Raw genomic sequence first — 18,431 nt, 5'->3', positions numbered from 1 at the left:
GGCTCACAACGTACTAAGACATAAGACACAAAGACATGCACTGTCCAATGTTAAAAGGATCTGGCACCCTCACGGCCCAACCGCAAGAGAACCGCGGAGCCTGCAACCGAAAATGCCAGAACTGCAATCAAGATCTCGACCAATTTGAACGCATCCGGTCTATTTAGAGAGAAAAAGAACGCCACCAGAGCGAAGCAGATAAACAGGAGAGCGCCAAATGACAGGAGGCCCATGATCCGTTGCCGGAAGACCCGCCACTCTCCGGGCATAAACCCCCTTTTCAACTGGAACGATAAGTGCATTGCCCCATAGGACGCAAGCCAGAACCAGGTGGCGGCCAGGGTAAAATCAGAAAGAATCGGTTTCCCTGCCATTCCAGCCCCTAACATGGCGAAAACGCCGCCACCGAGCAAGAGCGGCGGGACAAGCCGGAAACCCCGGATTTGAACCAGAACCTTTGGAATGAGTCCGTCCTGGGCCATTGTCGACATAAGCCTTGAAACAGATGCGAGGAGTACATTGACGGCGCCGCATGCTGATGAAATGACAGCAACTCCCATTATTATTCTTCCCCACTGCCCCATGATGACGCGGGCCGCAAGCGCGTGGGGCAAGGTCGATTCGGTAAGTCTCTCCGATGAAACGTGGGCCAGGGACACCAGCCCCCACAGCGCCAGGAGAGATCCTATCCCCAGTATGGCCGAAACCATTGCGCGTACAGGGAAAAGGCCCGGATTTCGACCCGTCCATGAAAACAGGGAAAGCTCGAAACCTACGAAGACGGCCAGCGGCCAAAACAGGTGATCCAATACCTCATGACCCGGAGAAGCAACGAGGGGTGCCGCGCTTCCGAACGAATCGAGCCTTGCGAAACCCACGATGACCAGGACCAAGAGTCCAAGAATCGAAACAGACACAAAGAGGACCTGGCCCAGGTTTACAGCACGTTCCCCAGCAAGATTCAATGCCAGGATAAGGCCTATCAGGCAGAATGAGAAGCCAAGGTTAGGAAACCAATACACAAATACTTCATTCAATGCATAACCGGCCGTGGCCAAGACAGAGGTGGCCAGACAAAAAAACATCAACAGTCGCGGGAAGAGTGAAAAGACGAGCGCATGTCTTGGACCCAGGGCATGGCGAATGAATTCAGCCTCGCCGGAAAATCTTCCAAATTGGGAGTGGACCACTCTGCTATACACGCTTGACGTGAGGGTATGACACAAGGCCCCTGCGCCCAGCAACAACAAAAAAACCGTAGGCATCCGGCCTGCCAGGTGGCCCACAATGATCAAGACCTCCGGGGAAAGCATCAACCCCGCTGAAAAGGCAAATGACTTAATCATGGAGCTGCCCTTGATCTATCCGTACCGGAACTTCTGGAACATACTGAAAATCCAGCGTGGCTTGTTGCAGGGAGGGAGGCTTCATAGAAGCCCAAGCCGTGATTTTCGAAATATCCCGGAAGCGACTCGGCAACGGCAAGTGGTTTCATGTTAGCCCGGTTGTCATGACCCCTCGACCAGGCGTTATTCACCCCCGCCGGATTTGGAAATCAAGCCATCGGGCTTTTTTAAATCAGGATTCCTTGAACAAACTTCATTGACCGCTTTTTGAAGAGAGGTCATTTTAACACCGAGTTCATTGCAGATATCCTCGGCCGATATTCCCATCTCCAGATATGAGACCAACCTTTTTTCATCGATTTGGGCTTCGACATGGTTTGTTGCCATTTCCGTTCACTCCTTTCATGAGTCAAGAAAAGTTTCTCAGCCACCTGCTGCCAGAATGTTATCCGTCGTCTGTCCATCGGGTGCAACGGTCTGTGACTATTTGACCCTCTATAGAGGCCAAAAGCCATCAGGTGAAGACTCTATTTCTGGAATGAAAATTATGTACGGAGGCGGCGGTTTGACACCAGCGACCGATATCGCTCCACCATTGCCGGCCTGATCATGTCTAAAATGAGATGGTATCCCTCATCCTTCAGCCTATCCGTCTATTGGATTGCCGCTTCTTCGGCCAAAGGGTTGCGGCTTTGCGGGCATGGACGGATTCTCCGCATCAACCGTTCCCATTGGGCAAGCCCAAATACAGGATATACCCCATTGTGTGCGGGGCCAAAAGCTTCCATCATGCCAGGAAAAGTGGTTTCTATCCGACGGGCCAGGTATGGCTGCTCGCCGAATGGGTTAAAGGGAGAAAAAGACTATGTGCAAAGAGGCCATGCTTTACGAAACTCTGGAGAATAATGATGTACACTGCTTTTTATGTAACCATCATTGCCGCATTAAGGATGGAGACACGGGCTTTTGTAAAGTCAGAAAGAATATCGGCGGCAAACTGAATACGCTGGCCTATGGAAAAGTGGTGGCCGCGAACAGCGATCCCATTGAGAAAAAGCCCCTTTATCATTTTTTACCCGGTTCCCTGAGCTTTTCCATAGCCACTATGGGATGCAATTTTCATTGCGGGTTCTGCCAGAACTGGCAAATCTCTCAGATTGAAGAGGAAGGTGTTTCAGAGCTTCCCGGTCGGTCCTTTTCCCCAAAGCAGATCGTTGCAGAGGCCCAAAAAGCGGGGTGTAAAAGTATCGCCTATACCTACACCGAGCCCACTATATTTTTTGAATATGCATATGATACAGCAAGGCTTGCCAAAGAAGCGGGTCTTGCCAATGTCTTCGTAACCAACGGATTCATGACCAAACAGGCATTAGAGACCGTTTCCGACCATCTGGATGCCTGTAACGTCGATCTCAAGTCCTTCAATAATGAATTCTATAAGAGCGTCTGCCAAGGCCGGCTCAAGCCGGTTCTCGATTCTATTCGTACAATGAAAGCGCTGGGCATATGGGTAGAGGTTACCACCCTTATCATCCCCGAACAAAATGACAGTGATGAGGAATTGCGGAACATCGCCAGGTTCATTGCAGGCGTATCCATCGATATCCCATGGCACATCAGCCGGTTTCATCCGGGATATCAATATAATGATGCCTATCCCACCCCGGCTGAAACCCTCAGGAAAGCCTACACCATGGGAAAAGAGGCTGGATTGCATTTCATATACATCGGCAACCTTCCCGGTGAGGAGAAGGATACCGCCTGCCCCCATTGCCGGCACACCCTGATCCATCGCAGCGGCTTTGTTACCTTGGAAAACAGGATAAGGAATTCTCGGTGCCCGGAGTGCGGTGAAATTGTTCCGGGTGTTTTCTGAAGGCTGCCTTGGGCATCAACCCGGGAATTTGTTCTCAATGAATTTTTGTCCGCCGAATTGGTAAATATCCGTCAGACAGGCAGGTGGGATGCAACCGGATCACTCCTCTTTGTCACTATGGGGCGCATGTGAGAAGGCGATGATGTTGTTCACGTGGACAAGCAGCCGCCATTCGACTTGAGGTATGGCCCCCTTCTGCTCAAGTTCCGGAGAAAAACCATCCATTATGGCCGTATCCCTGGGAAGGGATGTCTTCCCCAGGAGTTGATACCCAACATCGTTTTCTCTATCCCAAATGACAAGGGCGATCCGGGGGTTCCTTTCAATATTGTCAGTGGTAGTCGGGCAGAACCATGAGGAGACAGAAACCTGATCCGGAGATATCAGTTCAAGACTTCCCGCAGCAGCCACATGAGGCAACCCTTCTGCGTCTGCCGTGGCTACAAATACATGGCCCAACCGATTGGCCAATTCCACCGCTTTACTGAGCGTCTCCTGATGCATTTTGAACACCTCCCGTTTGCTTCAGAATGTTGTCCGGATGAAGTTTCATCCTGGGAGAATACCTGCTGTTGGGCACGGCCCTGCCCAATGCCTCAGCCATTGCCCGAAGGTGGTGGGGAGCGGTCCCGCAACAACCGCCTATGTAATTGATGGCCGACCGTTGGGCTTCCAGGGCGTACTCAGCCATTTCGAACCGGGTCAGGACAAACGGGTCCAGCTCTAATGGGAACGCCGGGCGGCCTTCAATTTCTTGAATTTGAAAAAACGGCCTTTCATCCGTGCATCTATAGGCCACGGGCTGGGTAGCCACAAAACAGGAGACGGTTTCCCGTATTCGTTTGGCAAGGGGCATCATCCTCGGGGGATCGCGAAAGCAATTGGTACCAAGGATATCGGCACCGGCATCTTCAAGTTCCTTGAAGGCCTCCTCCAGTAAAACGCCCTCCAATGTTCGATCGGTCGATTTGAAGCCAAGGGTTATCATGCTCGGTTTTCCCGTCGCTTTAATCGCTTCCAATGCAATCTTGGCCTCCCCTAAGTATTCCAGTGTTTCGGCAATGACAAAATCAACCCCATGGGGCAATTGATATAAAAGTTGCCGGTCGAACTGCTCCCGGGTTTTTCTATGGGAGGAAGGATCCCTTGGATCGTAAACCCAAGTATTGGATAGGTTGCCGGCCACCAGGCAGCCGTAAGCATCCGCAACCTCCCTGGCTATGGTAACGGCGGCAACATTGATATCCTCCAATGCCCATGCCATGTCCAGTTGCCTCAGTTTTTCTTCGTGCGCGTAATAGGTCAACGCCTGAAGGACCTGAGCCCCTGCCCGGGCAAAGTCCACTTGAAGTTGCCGCAGGGCTTCCGGATGTTGAATCGCGACTTCCGGAACGAATGGACCCGCACTCATATAGCCGCGGCGCTCCAGTTCGAACACGGCTCCTCCGTCTCCCAAAACCGCTTTTTCTTTTAATCGCTCCAGAATCATTGACTTCTCACCGGTCCTGTGACCATGTCCAATGAATGAATCACATGAATCAGAGGTTTACAGATCTATCAGAGGCAGGGGCCATAGTCATCTTTTGACCCACCAGACACATCTTTTGACCCACCAGACAAGGACCCCCATCTCATCGTTATACGGCTTCGACCCTTGAGATCTCCGGCATTCTCATCTTCAGGTGCTGTTCAACGACATTTTTCAGGGTCATTTCGGACATGGGACAACCGGCGCATGCGCCGGTCAGTCTGACCTTAACGATATTGTTTTCAATATCCACCAGTTTTACGTCACCGCCGTCCGCCTGGAGTGACGGTCTAATTTCATTCAAGACACTCTCAACTTCATCTTTCATGGGCCAATTTCTCTCCTTTGAAAATCATATGTTCATAGCTATCCCGTATCCAGGGGATACGGGATCCTTCTCTGACATGTTATGTCACTAACTTCATGGGTTCGCCGCAACAGACGAGTTCGCCTCCGCCTGCTTCTTTTACCTCAACCACGTTGCCGCAGATGTCACATTTGTAAATTTCTCCGACATTTTTTACTTCGCTCATGGACCTTTCTCCTTTGTTTTGTGAGGTTATGGGTTTTCCCGTCATAATAAGGAGCCGATCTCCAAACTCAAACAGGATCAATTGTATGGCTTTCGATGAGGATATCGGATGTCAGGCTCGACAGGGACCGCATTAAGGATATCCTGGGTTTCAGGTGCTTCTTTCAGCGCGGTTCACCACCGCATTCACCAGCTTATCGAAGGCACGGGTAAAAGCCAGATCCCGGTCATTCAGAAACTCCACCCCACCGATATCCGCCTGGGTGATGACCTCGGGTTCCAGCGGCAGTGTCCCAAGAAGTGTGAGATTTTCATTTTCCGCAATCTGACTTCCCCCCTTCGTCTTAAAAAGCTCTATCATCTTTCCGCAATGTGGACAGATAAGACCACTCATGTTTTCTACAACACCCAATATTTCCATGTTTACCTGGCGGCAGAAATCTATCGACTTCCTGATATCCGCCAGGGAAATCTCCTGGGGTGTCGTCACAATGATCGCTTTGGCATCCGGAACCGTCTGGGCCACGGTTAGCGGCTCATCTCCCGTACCGGGCGGTGAGTCGATGATCATATAATCCAGGTTCTGCCAGTCAATTTCGCCGATAAACTGTCGAATGATCCCGATCTTCATCGGTCCCCTCCAGATAGTGGCAATATCTCTGTTTTCACCCATCAATGATTCAATGGATACCACCCACATATTCGATAGATACTGGACCGCCGGTACTCTATCCGCCTCCGAACCGGCCAATATGCCGGTTTTTAATCCCAGCAAACGAGGGATACTGGGGCCGTGAAGGTCTACGTCCAACAATCCCACTTTGTAGCCTTTTTTGGCCAGAGCAACGGACAGATAAGCGGCCACGCTGCTTTTGCCCACACCCCCTTTACCGCTCATCACCACAATTTTGTGCTTTATCATCGAGAGTGTCTGCTTAATCCCCCTCTCCTCCTGTTCGTGCATCCCCTGTTGCGTAATGTTTTGATCGTTTTCAACCATTTGCAGTTTTCCTCCTGCTGTCCGTCTTCTGTTCAATCCGAAAGACCCACAGTACGTGCAAACAAGTTGCGCACGTCAGACGCTCTTCCGGGCTGCGCTGAGCGCCGCTTCGTAATCGGGCAGATCGGTCATTTCCTTGACCAACTCCACATAGGTAATCTTTCCCGAAGCATCTATGACGAAGACCGCTCTGGCAAGCAGTCTGAGCTCCTTGATCAGGACGCCGAATCCCTGTCCGAGGGAGGCCTCTTTATGGTCGGACAATAAGGTTATGTTTGTGGCATTGTACTCTTTGGCCCAGCGTTGTTGTGCAAAAGGAAGATCCATGCTGACGACCACCAGTTTGACATTTCCGGGGAGGGACTCCGCTTCCCTGTTGAAACGTTTTGTCTCCTCGGAACAAACCGAGGTATCCAGTGAGGGCACGGTAGCCACAATAAGCACTTTACCCCTGTCTTTATCCAACGTGGTTGTCTCAAGATCATTGGTAACCAGTGTCACATTGGGTGCCGGCATTCCTGTGACCACAGGCTCGCCGATTAACGTCAGCGGACTATTTTGAAAAGTAATCAGGCCTTGTCGTTCCTTCATATTTCGATCCTTTCTCATGATGCTTCCGGCAGAAACCGGGGTTCATCCTGCAACCGAATTCCTCCGAAGCGGGTTTCCATTTCATCAGATGTTCATCAACAGCGCTTTTCTGCTGTTGAACACTCCCTGGTATTTGTGTCATTCTCGCGGAATTCTGATGGTTGACAGCCTTTCCATTTCAATAGATTTTTCCGATAACTTCCTGCGCCGGATAAGGCCGGTCATGAAGAGCGCCTATTTGAGTGCCCCCATCGGGATATCTTTCGGCAGCAGGGTGTTGATCCTGTCGTACATCCCTTCGGCTTGTTCAAAAATTTTGTTTATCTCCCCATGAATAGAGGTGATGTATTGCCACTCCCAGTTCCTTTCCACGCCTTTCCGAGTCTTGAGATAAATGAAATCTTCAGTAGCGATATGAAATTCCCGACCGTCGTCTGCATGATAAATAAGCTTTGCCATTTCACTTCTCTCCTTTGGAATGTTCTTGAAGTCCCTTATTCCACTCACTGTGGCGGCTCAACTTCTTTCCATAGCAATGAGCCGGCTTTCTGAGTATAAGATGTCGGCTACTGTTTGCCCGGCAATTTCCGTATTAAATCCTTAAACTTGGTCCACTCTGTGGCTTCCCATATTTCAGTACGGGCATGCCCGAGGGTGCGAACCAGCGTGGATACCTTGAAAGCGGTTTCTGTATCCGGTGCGCGAAATATATCCAGGTAATCGTAAGGTCCTAAGACGGCGAAGTTATGGATCCATTCCACTTGGGGGCATGCACTACGGATGCGTTCCATGACCTTTTTTTCCAGATCTTCAAGTGTGTTGGGAGACTCCAATGATCCCGGGGCCAATCGGGAGAGCATAATATAGATTTTCATAAACAGCTCCTTTCCAAAAAAGTCATGTGTCGATAGCTTAAAATATACGGATTCTATGGGGAACTCCCTCGATGAACACCGGAAGCGATGTCCCCTGGAGGAAAATCCTTAAGTTCAATGCTGGCCCATACAGAATCATAAGACAATCAGGTCCATAACGTATTCGCTCTGTCGTGAGGGTGTATCCTTAAGAGAAAAGATCTCGTGCGTGCAAGAGAAGGATTTTCCGCCATAACGTTAAAAACAGTATGGCTTTCGATTCAGAGGACACCTGCGTCCCCGGTAAACAAGCTGTGGCCATCCGGAGGCTCTCTTGCCTTGAGCAGATGCTTCATTTCAGCAGCAATATGGTTTGGAAACAGTCCTGACCGGAAATGGGTACGGGAAAAAGAATAAATTCTTGCGAAGGAGAATATACAGGATTTAAGGTATGGCCATTCCAACTATTTCCGGATACATAGATGAAAATCAAACAGAGTGCTCTGAAAAATCATTATCGAAGCGCAAAAATGGCAGGTCTTCCGGGACTCGAAGGTAAGAAGATCTTGGTAAAGAAAGGAGTAGGCTTATGAAAGACAAAGAATCATTGCACCGAAAGACTCAGGAACTGATTGATTGTTTTGCCACCACCGATCCGATGAAGGAGATGTATGAGTTGGAAAAAGAGAAGGACGAACAGGAAGCGGCACTGAAATGGCTGGCCCTGGCCGCCCTTTACGGTATCAATATGAATGCAAAACAAATTGCCATTTCCAAATCCGGAGACGGACAGATCAACGTCACCGCGGAATACAGAGAGGAAGCGCTTCCATCCCCCGGCTCCGCCATCGGTCAGAGGATCATCGATGTGATAAGACGAATAACCTTTCTGGAAGAGGACAAGGGCAGCACCGTTCTCGCTCTGGGAATCCGTGATGGAAGTATTGATCTGAAGGTAAAGGTTAAGAAAAAGGAAAATGTGGAGACGGTTACCCTGAAGTTCCCTGAGTGATTCCGGACGGCCTCTTTCGAAACAGATCAAGAAAAGCCACATTCAGGGGAATCCCGGCTCACACAGTTCCTTCTTCGGTATTCCACATCGATTGCCCTTTATCACAAGAACAATAACATCTCCGCACCTTGCGGAGATGTTATTGTTGACACCAATCTGCGCAGATGGGTTAGAGCAGCCGGTAGGGGGCCGCCCTCTTGACCCACTCCGAATTGGGGTACTTGGCTTGAATTTTTTCGTATGCCTCCTTGAGAGGCTGGGCCTTGTGGGTTTTTTTGTACAGCGAAACCCCGATAAAGTACACGGCTTCAGGAGCAGCGTGGCTCAAGGGATGTTTTTCGATCATTTCATTCAACACTCCGAGGGAACGATCTAACTCTTCCGTCTCCAAATATGTCTTCCCGACTCCCAACAGAATGGTCGGAATCAACTCCTCCGGCGGTAAAAAGCCGATAACCCGATGATGTGTCTTTCTATGCCGATCCAGAAAGAGGAGATTGGGCGTCCATTTCACCACAAATTCCTCGGCGAGGGGGTTGTCAAAAGGGATGCGAACAGGGATGACATGTTTCTCGATTTGCTCGATAACGTCTTTATCGGGATACGTAACCGCATCCATCTGTTTGCAGCCGATTCACCCGGGATTAAAAAAATCCAGAAACAAGGGCTTATCGTGACTCTGCGCCGCATCCAATTCCTGATCCAAATTCTCTTTCCAAGGTACCGTTCCCATGAAATCTCCTTTCATCGATTCTATGTTGTCCCGGGAAGCATCTTCCCCATAATGCGCCGGGAGACGCCAGAAAAAGAGGAGTGAGTGAATCGCCCTCTTTCAGCAGGGTCATTTGGAAAGCTTCTTGAACAGCTCTTCCACTTCTTCTGAACCTTTCTGGTAATACTCCTCTTCATCGGGAGCCAACTCCCTTAGCACCCTCAGGAATTCTCCCACATGTTCCCGCTCCTCGTTGGCCACGTCCACAAGGACCGCCTTCGCCTTTTCATTATCCGTGGATTCCGCAAGCTGCATGTAGAGTTGAATGGCCTCATATTCCGCGGCGATACTATATCGTATAGCCCGTATCAACTCCTCATGGGTGATTTTTCTATCCAGGGTCAACCCTGCAAAAGGATGTGCAAATTCCGGCATAATGTCATCTCTCCTTTCTGTAATCAGTGCCAGGTTTATGAATTCGGTCATGAGGCTGGTATTCCAGACCTCTTCCTTGACCGAGGCCGGCTGTCTTTTCCCTCACCGACCGGCTAAAATAAAACCCCGAACACGCTGTCGATTCTCTCGAGAGCGTGAAGAATCTGCGTCCGGTCATGTTTGGACAAACCGTGTCCGTTATGGAGGGCATTCAATTTTCCCAATATAGACGCGATATTGTCGAAGGCCCCCCGTACATCCAGATCATCATTCATCCTGTCTTCGAATGTTCTCGTCAGATCGTGAATAAGTTCGCCGGTGTTTTGCGCACGCCGACCCCTGGGCCCGGATGAATGGCACACATTTCGGACCGTATCCCTGAAAGATGTTAACTGATCAGCCGTTTTTTGCAGCTGCTTCAAAGTGAGGTTTATCTTTTTTCGATAGTGACCGTATATCAAATAAAATCGGATATCTTTCGCGGTAAATCCCTTGTCTTGGATATCTTCCAAATAAAGAATATTTCCCTTGCTTTTGGACATCTTGCGGCCATCCAGCAGGACATGTTCCCCATGGAGCCAGTAACGGGAAAAAAGACGCTGAGAGACAGCTTCCATGACTGCGATGGTATAGTCGTGATGCCGGTAAAGGTTGTCCACGCCACCGCAGGCAATGTCGATTTGGTAGCCCAGTCTGCTGCTGATGATCGCCGGATCCTGTATATTCCACGCCGGCCGTCCCTTACCGATGGGTGTATCCCAATAAAATCTGTCGTCTTGGTGCGGACGATACCCATGCCACAGAATGAAATCCCCAAGGTTCCAGCGCTGTCCGGGATAGGTATCCTTTCGAAAATGTCTCTTTTTTTTCGGCCACCGGCTCATGTCCAATCCGTAAAGCTTTCCGAATCCCTTGAATTTCAGCGGGTCATAAAATACATCGTTTTGATGCCAATAGGCATATCCTCCTTTCAGGAGTTCCTGAATGAGGCGAACCGCCTCATCGACATGCGTGGACGATCGGGGAATCTCACGGGGAAGTCGCATTTGAAGAGAGGCGGCTTCCTTGAGAAATCGATTCGCCACGGGCTCTGTGAGCGCGGATAGGGAGATGTCCTTTTGCGCTGCCTCTTCCAAGGCCTTGTCTTCCACGTCGGTAAAATTGATTACCCTCTGGATCTCATAACCAGAGTATTCCAGATATCTTTGCAGAATGTCTTCAAAAAGGAACGTGGCGAAGTTGCCGACATGGGGTCTCCTGTAAATGGAAGGCCCGCAGGTAAACATCTTGACCCTTTTTTCTACTCTGCTCTTAAAAGGCTCCTTTTTCCGGGTGAGGGTGTTGGTCACATACAACGTCATCGGCCGTCTCTTTTTCTGTCATGAACAAAAATACGGTAGGATAATGTGGCATCACCTGTCTTGCCCTGTGTTCTCTCTTTTCTCATCGGATGGTTCGATTTGCCTTCACAGCGGACCGCGAGACGCATTCCTCTGCCTGGACATCGACAAATTATGCGCTTCTTTTCGATCCGGAAATGGGGTTAACCACGTATTTTATTGATACAACCGAGGTATTTCATGAACGTGCCACAGGGCTTATACCGTGGGGAGTTCCCGCGAAAGACCTTTCTGGAACCTAATCCGGCAGCTTCTTTTGACCGGTCCAGGCCCTGAAGGCATCTATCTGGGCCTGAATGCCTTCTGTCACGGATGCGCCGTGGGATCGCGCCAAAGTCTGGTACATGATGATAGTGGGCTCAGCCAGCCTATCTTGGGCCCTGAGAACAAATACCGGTTCATCCTCGTCAATCTTGGGAATGGATATTTTCCCGTATTTTTCCGAAACAGCCATGACACACCTCCTTCTATCCCTTTGGTTTGAAGTTTTTTTTACTGTCTTTCCTTGTTATTTTCCAATTGGGAAACCATGCGATCGTACTCTTGATGAATCAGATTGCTGTCAAAGGCCTGCCCTTCCTTCAACATGGCGTCTTTCTCCTCTTCGGTGAAATAGTCCATGACCGGTATAAAAAAGCCCTTATCTTCCTTCCGGATGTGTTGGGGATAAAAGGCCACCAGGTCTTTAAGACATGCTTCTATTGTGCCGAGCGCTTTGTCTTCCCCCTTTCCATAGCGTTCATTGGCCTCCACGAGCCGGCCTGTGGTGTTTCTTCCCCACTCGTGTTCCTCCATGAGTTCTGTAATGATTCGATCATGCTCCTGGGTAATGGGTTTATTCCGTAGCTCCCTGAAAAGGATGTCCTCCTCTTTTCCATGGTGGCACTGGTCTGCATAGGCCTTCATGAATTGGACTGCCTGTTCAATAAACCGAACGTCGATTCGGTGATCCTTTTGCAGCTGGTTGAGTTGCTCGGTCATTAAGGTGATCATTCTTTCGATGAGCCTGTGCTCGATCATCAAGGGGCCGATGGGCATCATGTCGCCATATCCTCCTTGTATGGGTTTTCAGATCGGTGAGGAAATCTTTCCTCCAGATATTCTTTTAAAGCCGCTGCATTGTTAAACCGCTCATCCTTGGCCGCGAAAACAAGGGTGACCCTCCCTTTTGCAGCGATCTCTGCCAGTTTGTCAATCGCCTCATTCCCTGGAGCCTCCAATTCCCCATAGTAACGCCTCTTAAAGGCTTCCCATTTATCCGGGTCGTGACCGAACCATTTGCGGAGGGTATCGCTCGGCGCTATCTCCTTGAGCCATACGTCGATATGGGCCGCTTCCTTGCTGAGACCCCGGGGCCACAGCCGATCTACCAGGATTCTGGTCCCGTCCTGAGAACCGGGCCCTTCATACGCCCTTTTCAACCAGATTTGCATACATAGCCTCCCCTGGAACTCTCTTTCGCAGTCAATCCGCCTGCCTCCTGAACCCCGTTCCCTGTTGAAACGGGGATAATGGCAGATAGGACGATCGGTGATACGAAATCCGATCAAGTGGGGAAAAGGGAAACTCTTTTGCGCGACGGACGCATTATCTGCTCCTCTCTTCCTTATCTTCCTGGACCGGTGACCACGTTTCAAAGCCGCCGCTCAGAATCTTGGCCTTAAAGCCATTTTGAACGAGAATCCGGCATGCGATGTATCCTCTCAGGCTTACCGTGCAGTACGCAATGTAGACCTTGCCGGCATCGAGTTCGAACAGTCGATCCCGCAATTCGTCGATATGAATATGTACGGCGTCCATGATGGTTCCGGTCTGTTTCACCTCCTCGTACGTGCGTACATCCAGCAGCACGTATCGGTCCTTATCCAAGCTTTCCAGTTCGTTCCAATGGACCGCCTCCACATCCCCCCTGAGTATATTGGCGGATACAAATCCCGCGATATTGACAGGGTCTTTGGCGGAGCCGAACTGGGGTGCATAGGCAAGCTCCAACTCTTCCAGGTCGTACACCGACATGCCGGCTCGCAAGGCCGTAGCCAGTATATCAATTCGTTTGTCCACACCCTCTTCCCCCACCACCTGCGCACCGAGCAGTTTTCCCCCTTCCGGGTTGAAAAGCAATTTGATGGAAAGGAGTCTGCTTCCGGGGTAATAGGATGCGTGATGATATGAATGGGTGAAGGACATCCTGTACGGTGTTCCTGTTCTCATCAGGGAGCGTTCGCTGTTACCCGTGGAAGCCGCTACCAAATCAAAAACCCGGGTTATGTTTGTTCCCAAAACGGGCGTAAATCGGGATTGACGGCCCATTACATTGTCCGCCGCAATTCTTCCCTGCCGGTTGGCCGGGCCTGCCAGAGCGAGCAGACGCTTTTCGCCTGAGACAAAATCCTGAACCTCTATGGCGTCACCTATGGCATAAATGTCCGGATCCGAGGTGCGCATCGTATCATCCACCACGATCCCCCCGCGCTCTCCTATGGACAATCCCGATTTCTCTGCAAGGATCTTTTCCGGCCTTACGCCGATGGAAAGCAACACCAGGTCGGTTGTTATGTTGAGGCCTTTCGCGGTGCTGACCACGATGCGGTCTTCCTGTTCATGAAACCGGTCGACACTCTCCCCCAGATGAAGATCGATATCTTGATCCCGCAGGTGCCGGTGAATGAGTACCGCCATGTCGTAGTCCAGGCCCGGCATCACCTGATCGCCCATTTCTACAATACTCACCGACACACCCTGACGGCTGAAATTTTCAGCCGATTCCAGTCCGATGGATCCGCCTCCCACTATCACTGCGGAGTTAATGTTATTCCCGGCCAGGTGGTGCTTAATGCTGTCCGAATTCGGCAGATCCCTCAAGGTAAAGACCTTGCCGGAGTTTATGCCGGGAATCGGGGGCATTGTCGGGCGGGCACCGGGGGAGAGAATGAGTTTGTCATAACCTTCCCTGAATACCTCTTGGGTGGTGTGGTCCTTTACCGTAACCTCCTTTACGCTTCGGTCTATCTCCATAACCTCCTGTGAGGTTCTCACGTCAATACGATATCTGGCCTTGAGCCGCTCCGGAGAGGCGATGAACAGATCATCCCGCTTTTCGATTTCTCCTCCGATGTAATAGGGCAATCCGCAATTGGCATAGGACACATAGAATCCGCGTTCAAACAGGACAATGTCCGCAGTTTCGGAAAGTCTTCTGGCGCGTGTCACTGCAGTGGCGCCGCCTGCAACGCCTCCCACAACGATAAGTCTCATCAGTCGTTCTCCCGTGTTCGTCCTGAAAATCTGTAATCCTGCCTTGCAGAAAAACCTGCAGAGAAGTTGGTTTATGGGTAATTCTCGCGAACGCGTGGGGATCTCTTTCCGAGAGCTGAAACAAAATAGACACATATCGCTCATCGGCGACCCACGGTAGTGAAACCCTGTTTAGGTTAATCGATACAATATTAGCGGGGGAATAGGGTGGATCGTGTATTCGGAAACAAGAGAACAGGTAGTGCCTGAACGAAAATCACGCCTTGGCGTGATTCAGGCACAATTGAATATTGAAGATTTCAATATTGAAAATTGATGGAATAAATTTAAGCTTAACAAAACGGATTCTCACAATTGACTGTTTCTTGATTTCCCGGGTTTCCGTTCAGACTCTAGGTATTCAGCGGCAAGGAGATATCTTCTTTGCCGAGTTCTCATGCAGAGTGGGAAACGTCAATCGCCAACAACTCAACCCTTAACTTAAGCCCCGTCAATATGTGAATACGGGGGGATAGAAGGTGTGGTGACCCTCAGATCGTTAAGCTAAAGGCATTACTCAAACGGGTTGTCGATCAGGGGAATTCCCTATCACTCTTCATGGAACCCTCTCCCGAGAGGGGCTCTTTCATGATTTTCCCGGTATGAAAAAAAAGAGCCCGGGAGGCACGCTCCCGGACCCTTTCATGGAAGACCGCAAGGGGTCTTATCAGCCGTTGGCAACCATATGCAGATCCACCTCTTTTTTCTCAGAGCATAGGGCCTCCTCTAAGGCCTCGTCTATGGTTTCCACCAGCACAATGTTCAGATCCTCCCTCACCTCTTCAGGAAGTTCTTCCAGATCCTTCTCATTGCGCTTCGGAAGAATCACGGTTTTGAGCCCTGCACGATGTGCAGCAAGCAGCTTCATCTTAATGCCCCCCACCGGCAGAACCCTGCCCCGAAGGGTCACCTCTCCGGTAAGACCCACATCGCTCCGGACGGGCCGGCCGCTGCAGAGGCTGATAACCGCCGTGACCATGGCGAGCCCGGCAGAGGGACCGTCCTTGGGTATGGCGCCCGCAGGCACGTGCACGTGGATATCGGCGGTCTTGAAAAGAGAGAGGTCCAGCTGCAACGTGTTGATCTTGGAGCGAACATAGCTGTGGGCGATCTGTGCGCTTTCCTTCATCACGTCCCCTAACTGGCCCGTCAACGTCAGCCGACCTTTGCCGTTCATAAGGGTAGCCTCCACAAACAGAATGTCGCCCCCCACAGGGGTAACCGCCAACCCTGTGGCAATCCCGGGTATTTCGATGACTTCGGACAGTTCCGATTCAAACCGTTCCTTTTTAAGATATGACCTGACCACCTCGGGAGTCACATGGATGTGCTTGATTTGGCCTTCTGCGATTCCGACCGCCCCTTTGCGGCATACCGCCCCGATATTTCTCTCCAGATTTCGGACACCTGCTTCCCGGGTGTAATCCTGAACGATCTTTCGAATGGCTTCATCCTCGAAATCCATCTCTTCCTCTCTGAGGCCGTTGGCCTTCAACTGCCGTGAAACGAGAAATCTCTGCGCAATATGAAGTTTTTCGTATTCCGTATATCCATCCAGCTGGATAATCTCCATCCGATCCCGCAAAGGGGATGGAATCGTTTCAAGCTGATTCGCCGTGGTGATAAACATCACGTCACTGAGGTCAAAATCCACATCCAGATAATGGTCTCGAAAAGCATGGTTTTGGGCGGGATCGAGCACCTCTAACAGTGCGCTGCTTGGATCGCCTCGCCAGTCGCTGCCGACCTTGTCCACCTCATCCAGCATGAAGACGGGATTGCGGGTCCCGGCGCGCTTAATGGCCTGGATAATGCGGCCGGGCATGGCGCCGATATAGGTCCTGCGATGACCGCGGATTTCCGCCTCGTCCCGCATGCCGCCCAGACTCATTCTGGTAAAGCGTCGACCCAGGGCCCGGGCAATACTCTGTCCCAGGCTGGTCTTACCGACTCCCGGGGGCCCTGCAAAGCACAGAATCGCGCCCATCCCCTCGATTTTCCCTTCAGTGTCTTTCTCTTCACCGGCCTGGTCCGAACGTTCCGCGAGCAGCTTGCGGACCGCCAGATATTCAATAATCCGCTCTTTGACCTCCTCAAGATCGTAATGGTCTTCATCCAGGATTGTGCGCGCAGATTTAATATCCATCTGGTCTTCGCTGGCTTTGGTCCAAGGGAGTTCCAGAAGCCAATCCAGATACGTCTTGATGATAGAGTACTCAGGGGCTTGGGAAGACATGTTGGAGAGGCGGGCAAGTTCCCTCTCCGCCTCCTTCATGGCCTCTGGAGGCAATCCTGCCTCCTTTAGCTTCTCGGCGTATTCATCGGAGGCCGAGGCACCCTCGGTGCTTTCCCCCAATTCTTTCTGAATCGCCTTGAGCTGTTGGCGCAAGTAATAGTCTCTCTGGGCCTTGTCCATCTCTTCGTGGGCCTCGGAACGTATTTTCTTGTTCAGGCTCATGACTTCCTTTTCCCTGGAGAGATGTGCAACAAGCATCCGCAGTTTGTCCTTCATGCCATCCAGTTCAAGCAGCGCCTGGCCCTTTTTTACGTCCAGGTTTACTGTGGCCGCTACAATATACACCAATTGGCCGGGATCTTTAATGTGGCGGAGGAATTTACCTACCTCCTTAGGCAGATTCGGGGAAACCTCTATTATTTCTTCCGTTACCTCCTCGAGACTCCGCATCAGGGCGTCCATCTCAACGTCCTGTTCCACTATCTCAGGCGCCTTCACGGCATGCGCCCTGAGATATGGGGTGGTGGAAAGCCAGTTGTCGATTCGAAAACGTTCGATCCCCCTGACCACGATCTGCAGATTATCTCCGGATTCCTGGACAATCCGCTCAATTTTTGCAAGGGTTCCTACTTCATAGGTTTGTCCGGGGTTGGGTTCCTCGATCGCCCCGTCTCTTGATGCGACAAGACCAATGATTCCATCGCCTTCGGCTGCCTTTTCAATAAGTTTGACGGATCGTCGAACTCCCACAATCAGGGGCATCACCGAAAATGGATATGCTACCGTATTCCTCAGCGGAAGTATTGAAATATCCCGCGGCAGCATCGAATTCTTATCTCCTTGAGTGTATTGCATATGTAAAGTCCTCCTCTGTTCCCGTATCCGTAAATGAAACATGGATAACGAGAAAACTGTGTCATGGCATTATTTCGAAATCCAAAAAACTCCCCTATAAAATAATACCGTTCACTGGAATGTAAAGGTGGAGGACGACCGGTTCTCGGAATGTACGGCGTTCAACAGTGTCCTATGAACCCAAAAAATCATTGGAAAGCGCTGAACTTTTCTTTCTGCGCGCCGCAAACCGGACATTGATCCGGCGCTTCGCCCTCAAGGGTGTACCCGCACACTTCGCATACCTGGATGGGACCCAGGTCGGCGTCCCGGTCTTCTGCCACTGCGGATTTTGCCTTTTCAAACAGGGCCTTGTGCATTTTTTCTGTTTTGTAGGACCATTCAAAGCTCCTGTAGGCGCCTTTTTCTTCTTGAAATTTTGCGATCTCCATATAGGCGGGATACATCTCTTCTATCTCAAATGTCTCGCCGGCGATGGCCAATTCCAGATTCTTCAGGGTATCACCGGGACCGAAGGCCCCCATGCTGTTAGCGACAAACCCATCGTTAAGGTGTCTCAACTCGCGGTAGTGATCGCCTGCGTGGATAAACTCGGCATGGGATATGGCGCGAAACAGCCTCGCCACATTCGCGCGTTTCTCATCGTCTGCCTTTTTTGCGAAATGACGATATCGCATATTGGCCATGCTTTCTCCCCCGAAGGCGTTGATAAGATTCTGCTCGGTCATCTGTTTCATGGTATTCTCCTCCAATGATGATA

At 50.7% G+C, this 18,431-nt stretch carries 20 protein-coding genes; 2 read left to right on the top strand and 18 right to left on the bottom strand.

Features of this window, described 5'->3' with window-relative positions:
• Positions 1 to 50: 50 nt before the first annotated feature.
• Complete coding sequence (locus K9N21_05270; protein MCF8143312.1) at positions 51 to 1,346, bottom strand: amino acid permease; 1,296 nt, start codon at positions 1,344 to 1,346, stop codon at positions 51 to 53.
• Between the two features lie 865 nt (positions 1,347 to 2,211).
• Between K9N21_05270 and amrS the strand changes: the two genes are divergently transcribed.
• Positions 2,212 to 3,222 carry an AmmeMemoRadiSam system radical SAM enzyme gene (amrS, locus tag K9N21_05265; GenBank protein MCF8143311.1) on the top strand — a complete coding sequence of 337 codons (1,011 nt, stop codon included), beginning with the start codon at positions 2,212 to 2,214 and terminating at the stop codon, positions 3,220 to 3,222.
• 99 nt (positions 3,223 to 3,321) lie between these two features.
• Here the strand turns inward: amrS and K9N21_05260 are convergent, their stop codons facing one another.
• The 8 genes from K9N21_05260 to K9N21_05225 form a co-directional block, all read right to left on the bottom strand.
• The gene (locus tag K9N21_05260; GenBank protein MCF8143310.1) at positions 3,322 to 3,726 is read right to left on the bottom strand and encodes a pyridoxamine 5'-phosphate oxidase family protein; all 405 of its coding nucleotides are present in this window, start codon (positions 3,724 to 3,726) and stop codon (positions 3,322 to 3,324) included.
• Positions 3,704 to 4,711: a homocysteine S-methyltransferase family protein gene (locus tag K9N21_05255; GenBank protein ID MCF8143309.1), complete on the bottom strand. Its 1,008-nt coding sequence runs from the start codon at positions 4,709 to 4,711 to the stop codon at positions 3,704 to 3,706. Before K9N21_05255 ends, K9N21_05260 begins: the two co-directional genes overlap by 23 nt.
• 148 nt (positions 4,712 to 4,859) lie before the next feature.
• Positions 4,860 to 5,078, bottom strand: coding sequence for a NifU family protein (locus tag K9N21_05250; GenBank protein MCF8143308.1), 219 nt, complete (start codon positions 5,076 to 5,078; stop codon positions 4,860 to 4,862).
• A 79-nt stretch (positions 5,079 to 5,157) separates the two neighbouring features.
• The gene (locus tag K9N21_05245) at positions 5,158 to 5,283 is read right to left on the bottom strand and encodes a desulfoferrodoxin FeS4 iron-binding domain-containing protein (protein ID MCF8143307.1); all 126 of its coding nucleotides are present in this window, start codon (positions 5,281 to 5,283) and stop codon (positions 5,158 to 5,160) included.
• A 150-nt stretch (positions 5,284 to 5,433) separates the two neighbouring features.
• On the bottom strand, positions 5,434 to 6,282 hold the full coding sequence (locus tag K9N21_05240) for an Mrp/NBP35 family ATP-binding protein (GenBank protein ID MCF8143306.1): 849 nt from the start codon (positions 6,280 to 6,282) through the stop codon (positions 5,434 to 5,436).
• Positions 6,283 to 6,357: 75 nt separating this feature from the next.
• Positions 6,358 to 6,873 (bottom strand): thiol peroxidase, encoded by a 516-nt coding sequence (gene tpx, locus K9N21_05235; protein ID MCF8143305.1) that lies wholly within the window; start codon positions 6,871 to 6,873, stop codon positions 6,358 to 6,360.
• Positions 6,874 to 7,107: 234 nt separating this feature from the next.
• Positions 7,108 to 7,332 (bottom strand): hypothetical protein, encoded by a 225-nt coding sequence (locus tag K9N21_05230; protein ID MCF8143304.1) that lies wholly within the window; start codon positions 7,330 to 7,332, stop codon positions 7,108 to 7,110.
• Positions 7,333 to 7,439: 107 nt separating this feature from the next.
• On the bottom strand, positions 7,440 to 7,748 hold the full coding sequence (locus K9N21_05225) for a GYD domain-containing protein (GenBank protein MCF8143303.1): 309 nt from the start codon (positions 7,746 to 7,748) through the stop codon (positions 7,440 to 7,442).
• A gap of 568 nt (positions 7,749 to 8,316) precedes the next feature.
• On the opposite strand from K9N21_05225, the gene K9N21_05220 reads away from it, so the two are divergent.
• Positions 8,317 to 8,739: a hypothetical protein gene (locus K9N21_05220; protein ID MCF8143302.1), complete on the top strand. Its 423-nt coding sequence runs from the start codon at positions 8,317 to 8,319 to the stop codon at positions 8,737 to 8,739.
• Between the two features lie 169 nt (positions 8,740 to 8,908).
• Here the strand turns inward: K9N21_05220 and K9N21_05215 are convergent, their stop codons facing one another.
• The 9 genes from K9N21_05215 to K9N21_05175 all read right to left on the bottom strand — a co-directional run bounded on the left by K9N21_05215 (position 8,909) and on the right by K9N21_05175 (position 18,408).
• A complete protein-coding gene (locus K9N21_05215; protein ID MCF8143301.1) occupies positions 8,909 to 9,358 on the bottom strand; it encodes a hypothetical protein in 450 nt (149 codons plus the stop codon).
• Between the two features lie 222 nt (positions 9,359 to 9,580).
• Complete coding sequence (locus tag K9N21_05210) at positions 9,581 to 9,886, bottom strand: rubrerythrin (protein ID MCF8143300.1); 306 nt, start codon at positions 9,884 to 9,886, stop codon at positions 9,581 to 9,583.
• A 113-nt stretch (positions 9,887 to 9,999) separates the two neighbouring features.
• Positions 10,000 to 11,247 carry a class I tRNA ligase family protein gene (locus K9N21_05205; GenBank protein MCF8143299.1) on the bottom strand — a complete coding sequence of 416 codons (1,248 nt, stop codon included), beginning with the start codon at positions 11,245 to 11,247 and terminating at the stop codon, positions 10,000 to 10,002.
• Positions 11,248 to 11,524: 277 nt separating this feature from the next.
• Positions 11,525 to 11,740 (bottom strand): hypothetical protein, encoded by a 216-nt coding sequence (locus K9N21_05200; GenBank protein ID MCF8143298.1) that lies wholly within the window; start codon positions 11,738 to 11,740, stop codon positions 11,525 to 11,527.
• A 38-nt stretch (positions 11,741 to 11,778) separates the two neighbouring features.
• The gene (locus K9N21_05195) at positions 11,779 to 12,327 is read right to left on the bottom strand and encodes a hemerythrin domain-containing protein (protein MCF8143297.1); all 549 of its coding nucleotides are present in this window, start codon (positions 12,325 to 12,327) and stop codon (positions 11,779 to 11,781) included.
• Entirely contained in the window at positions 12,324 to 12,719 is a 396-nt protein-coding gene (locus tag K9N21_05190; GenBank protein MCF8143296.1) for a DUF488 domain-containing protein, read from the bottom strand. Before K9N21_05190 ends, K9N21_05195 begins: the two co-directional genes overlap by 4 nt.
• 154 nt (positions 12,720 to 12,873) lie before the next feature.
• Complete coding sequence (locus K9N21_05185; GenBank protein ID MCF8143295.1) at positions 12,874 to 14,541, bottom strand: FAD-dependent oxidoreductase; 1,668 nt, start codon at positions 14,539 to 14,541, stop codon at positions 12,874 to 12,876.
• Between the two features lie 706 nt (positions 14,542 to 15,247).
• On the bottom strand, positions 15,248 to 17,671 hold the full coding sequence (gene lon, locus K9N21_05180; protein ID MCF8143294.1) for an endopeptidase La: 2,424 nt from the start codon (positions 17,669 to 17,671) through the stop codon (positions 15,248 to 15,250).
• Positions 17,672 to 17,859: 188 nt separating this feature from the next.
• Positions 17,860 to 18,408 carry a rubrerythrin family protein gene (locus K9N21_05175; GenBank protein ID MCF8143293.1) on the bottom strand — a complete coding sequence of 183 codons (549 nt, stop codon included), beginning with the start codon at positions 18,406 to 18,408 and terminating at the stop codon, positions 17,860 to 17,862.
• Positions 18,409 to 18,431 lie beyond the last annotated feature (23 nt).

Source organism: Deltaproteobacteria bacterium (assembly GCA_021737785.1).
GTDB lineage: Bacteria > Desulfobacterota > DSM-4660 > Desulfatiglandales > Desulfatiglandaceae > AUK324.
Note: the sequence above shows the minus strand (reverse complement) of the source record. Positions and strands in the feature narration are given on the sequence as shown.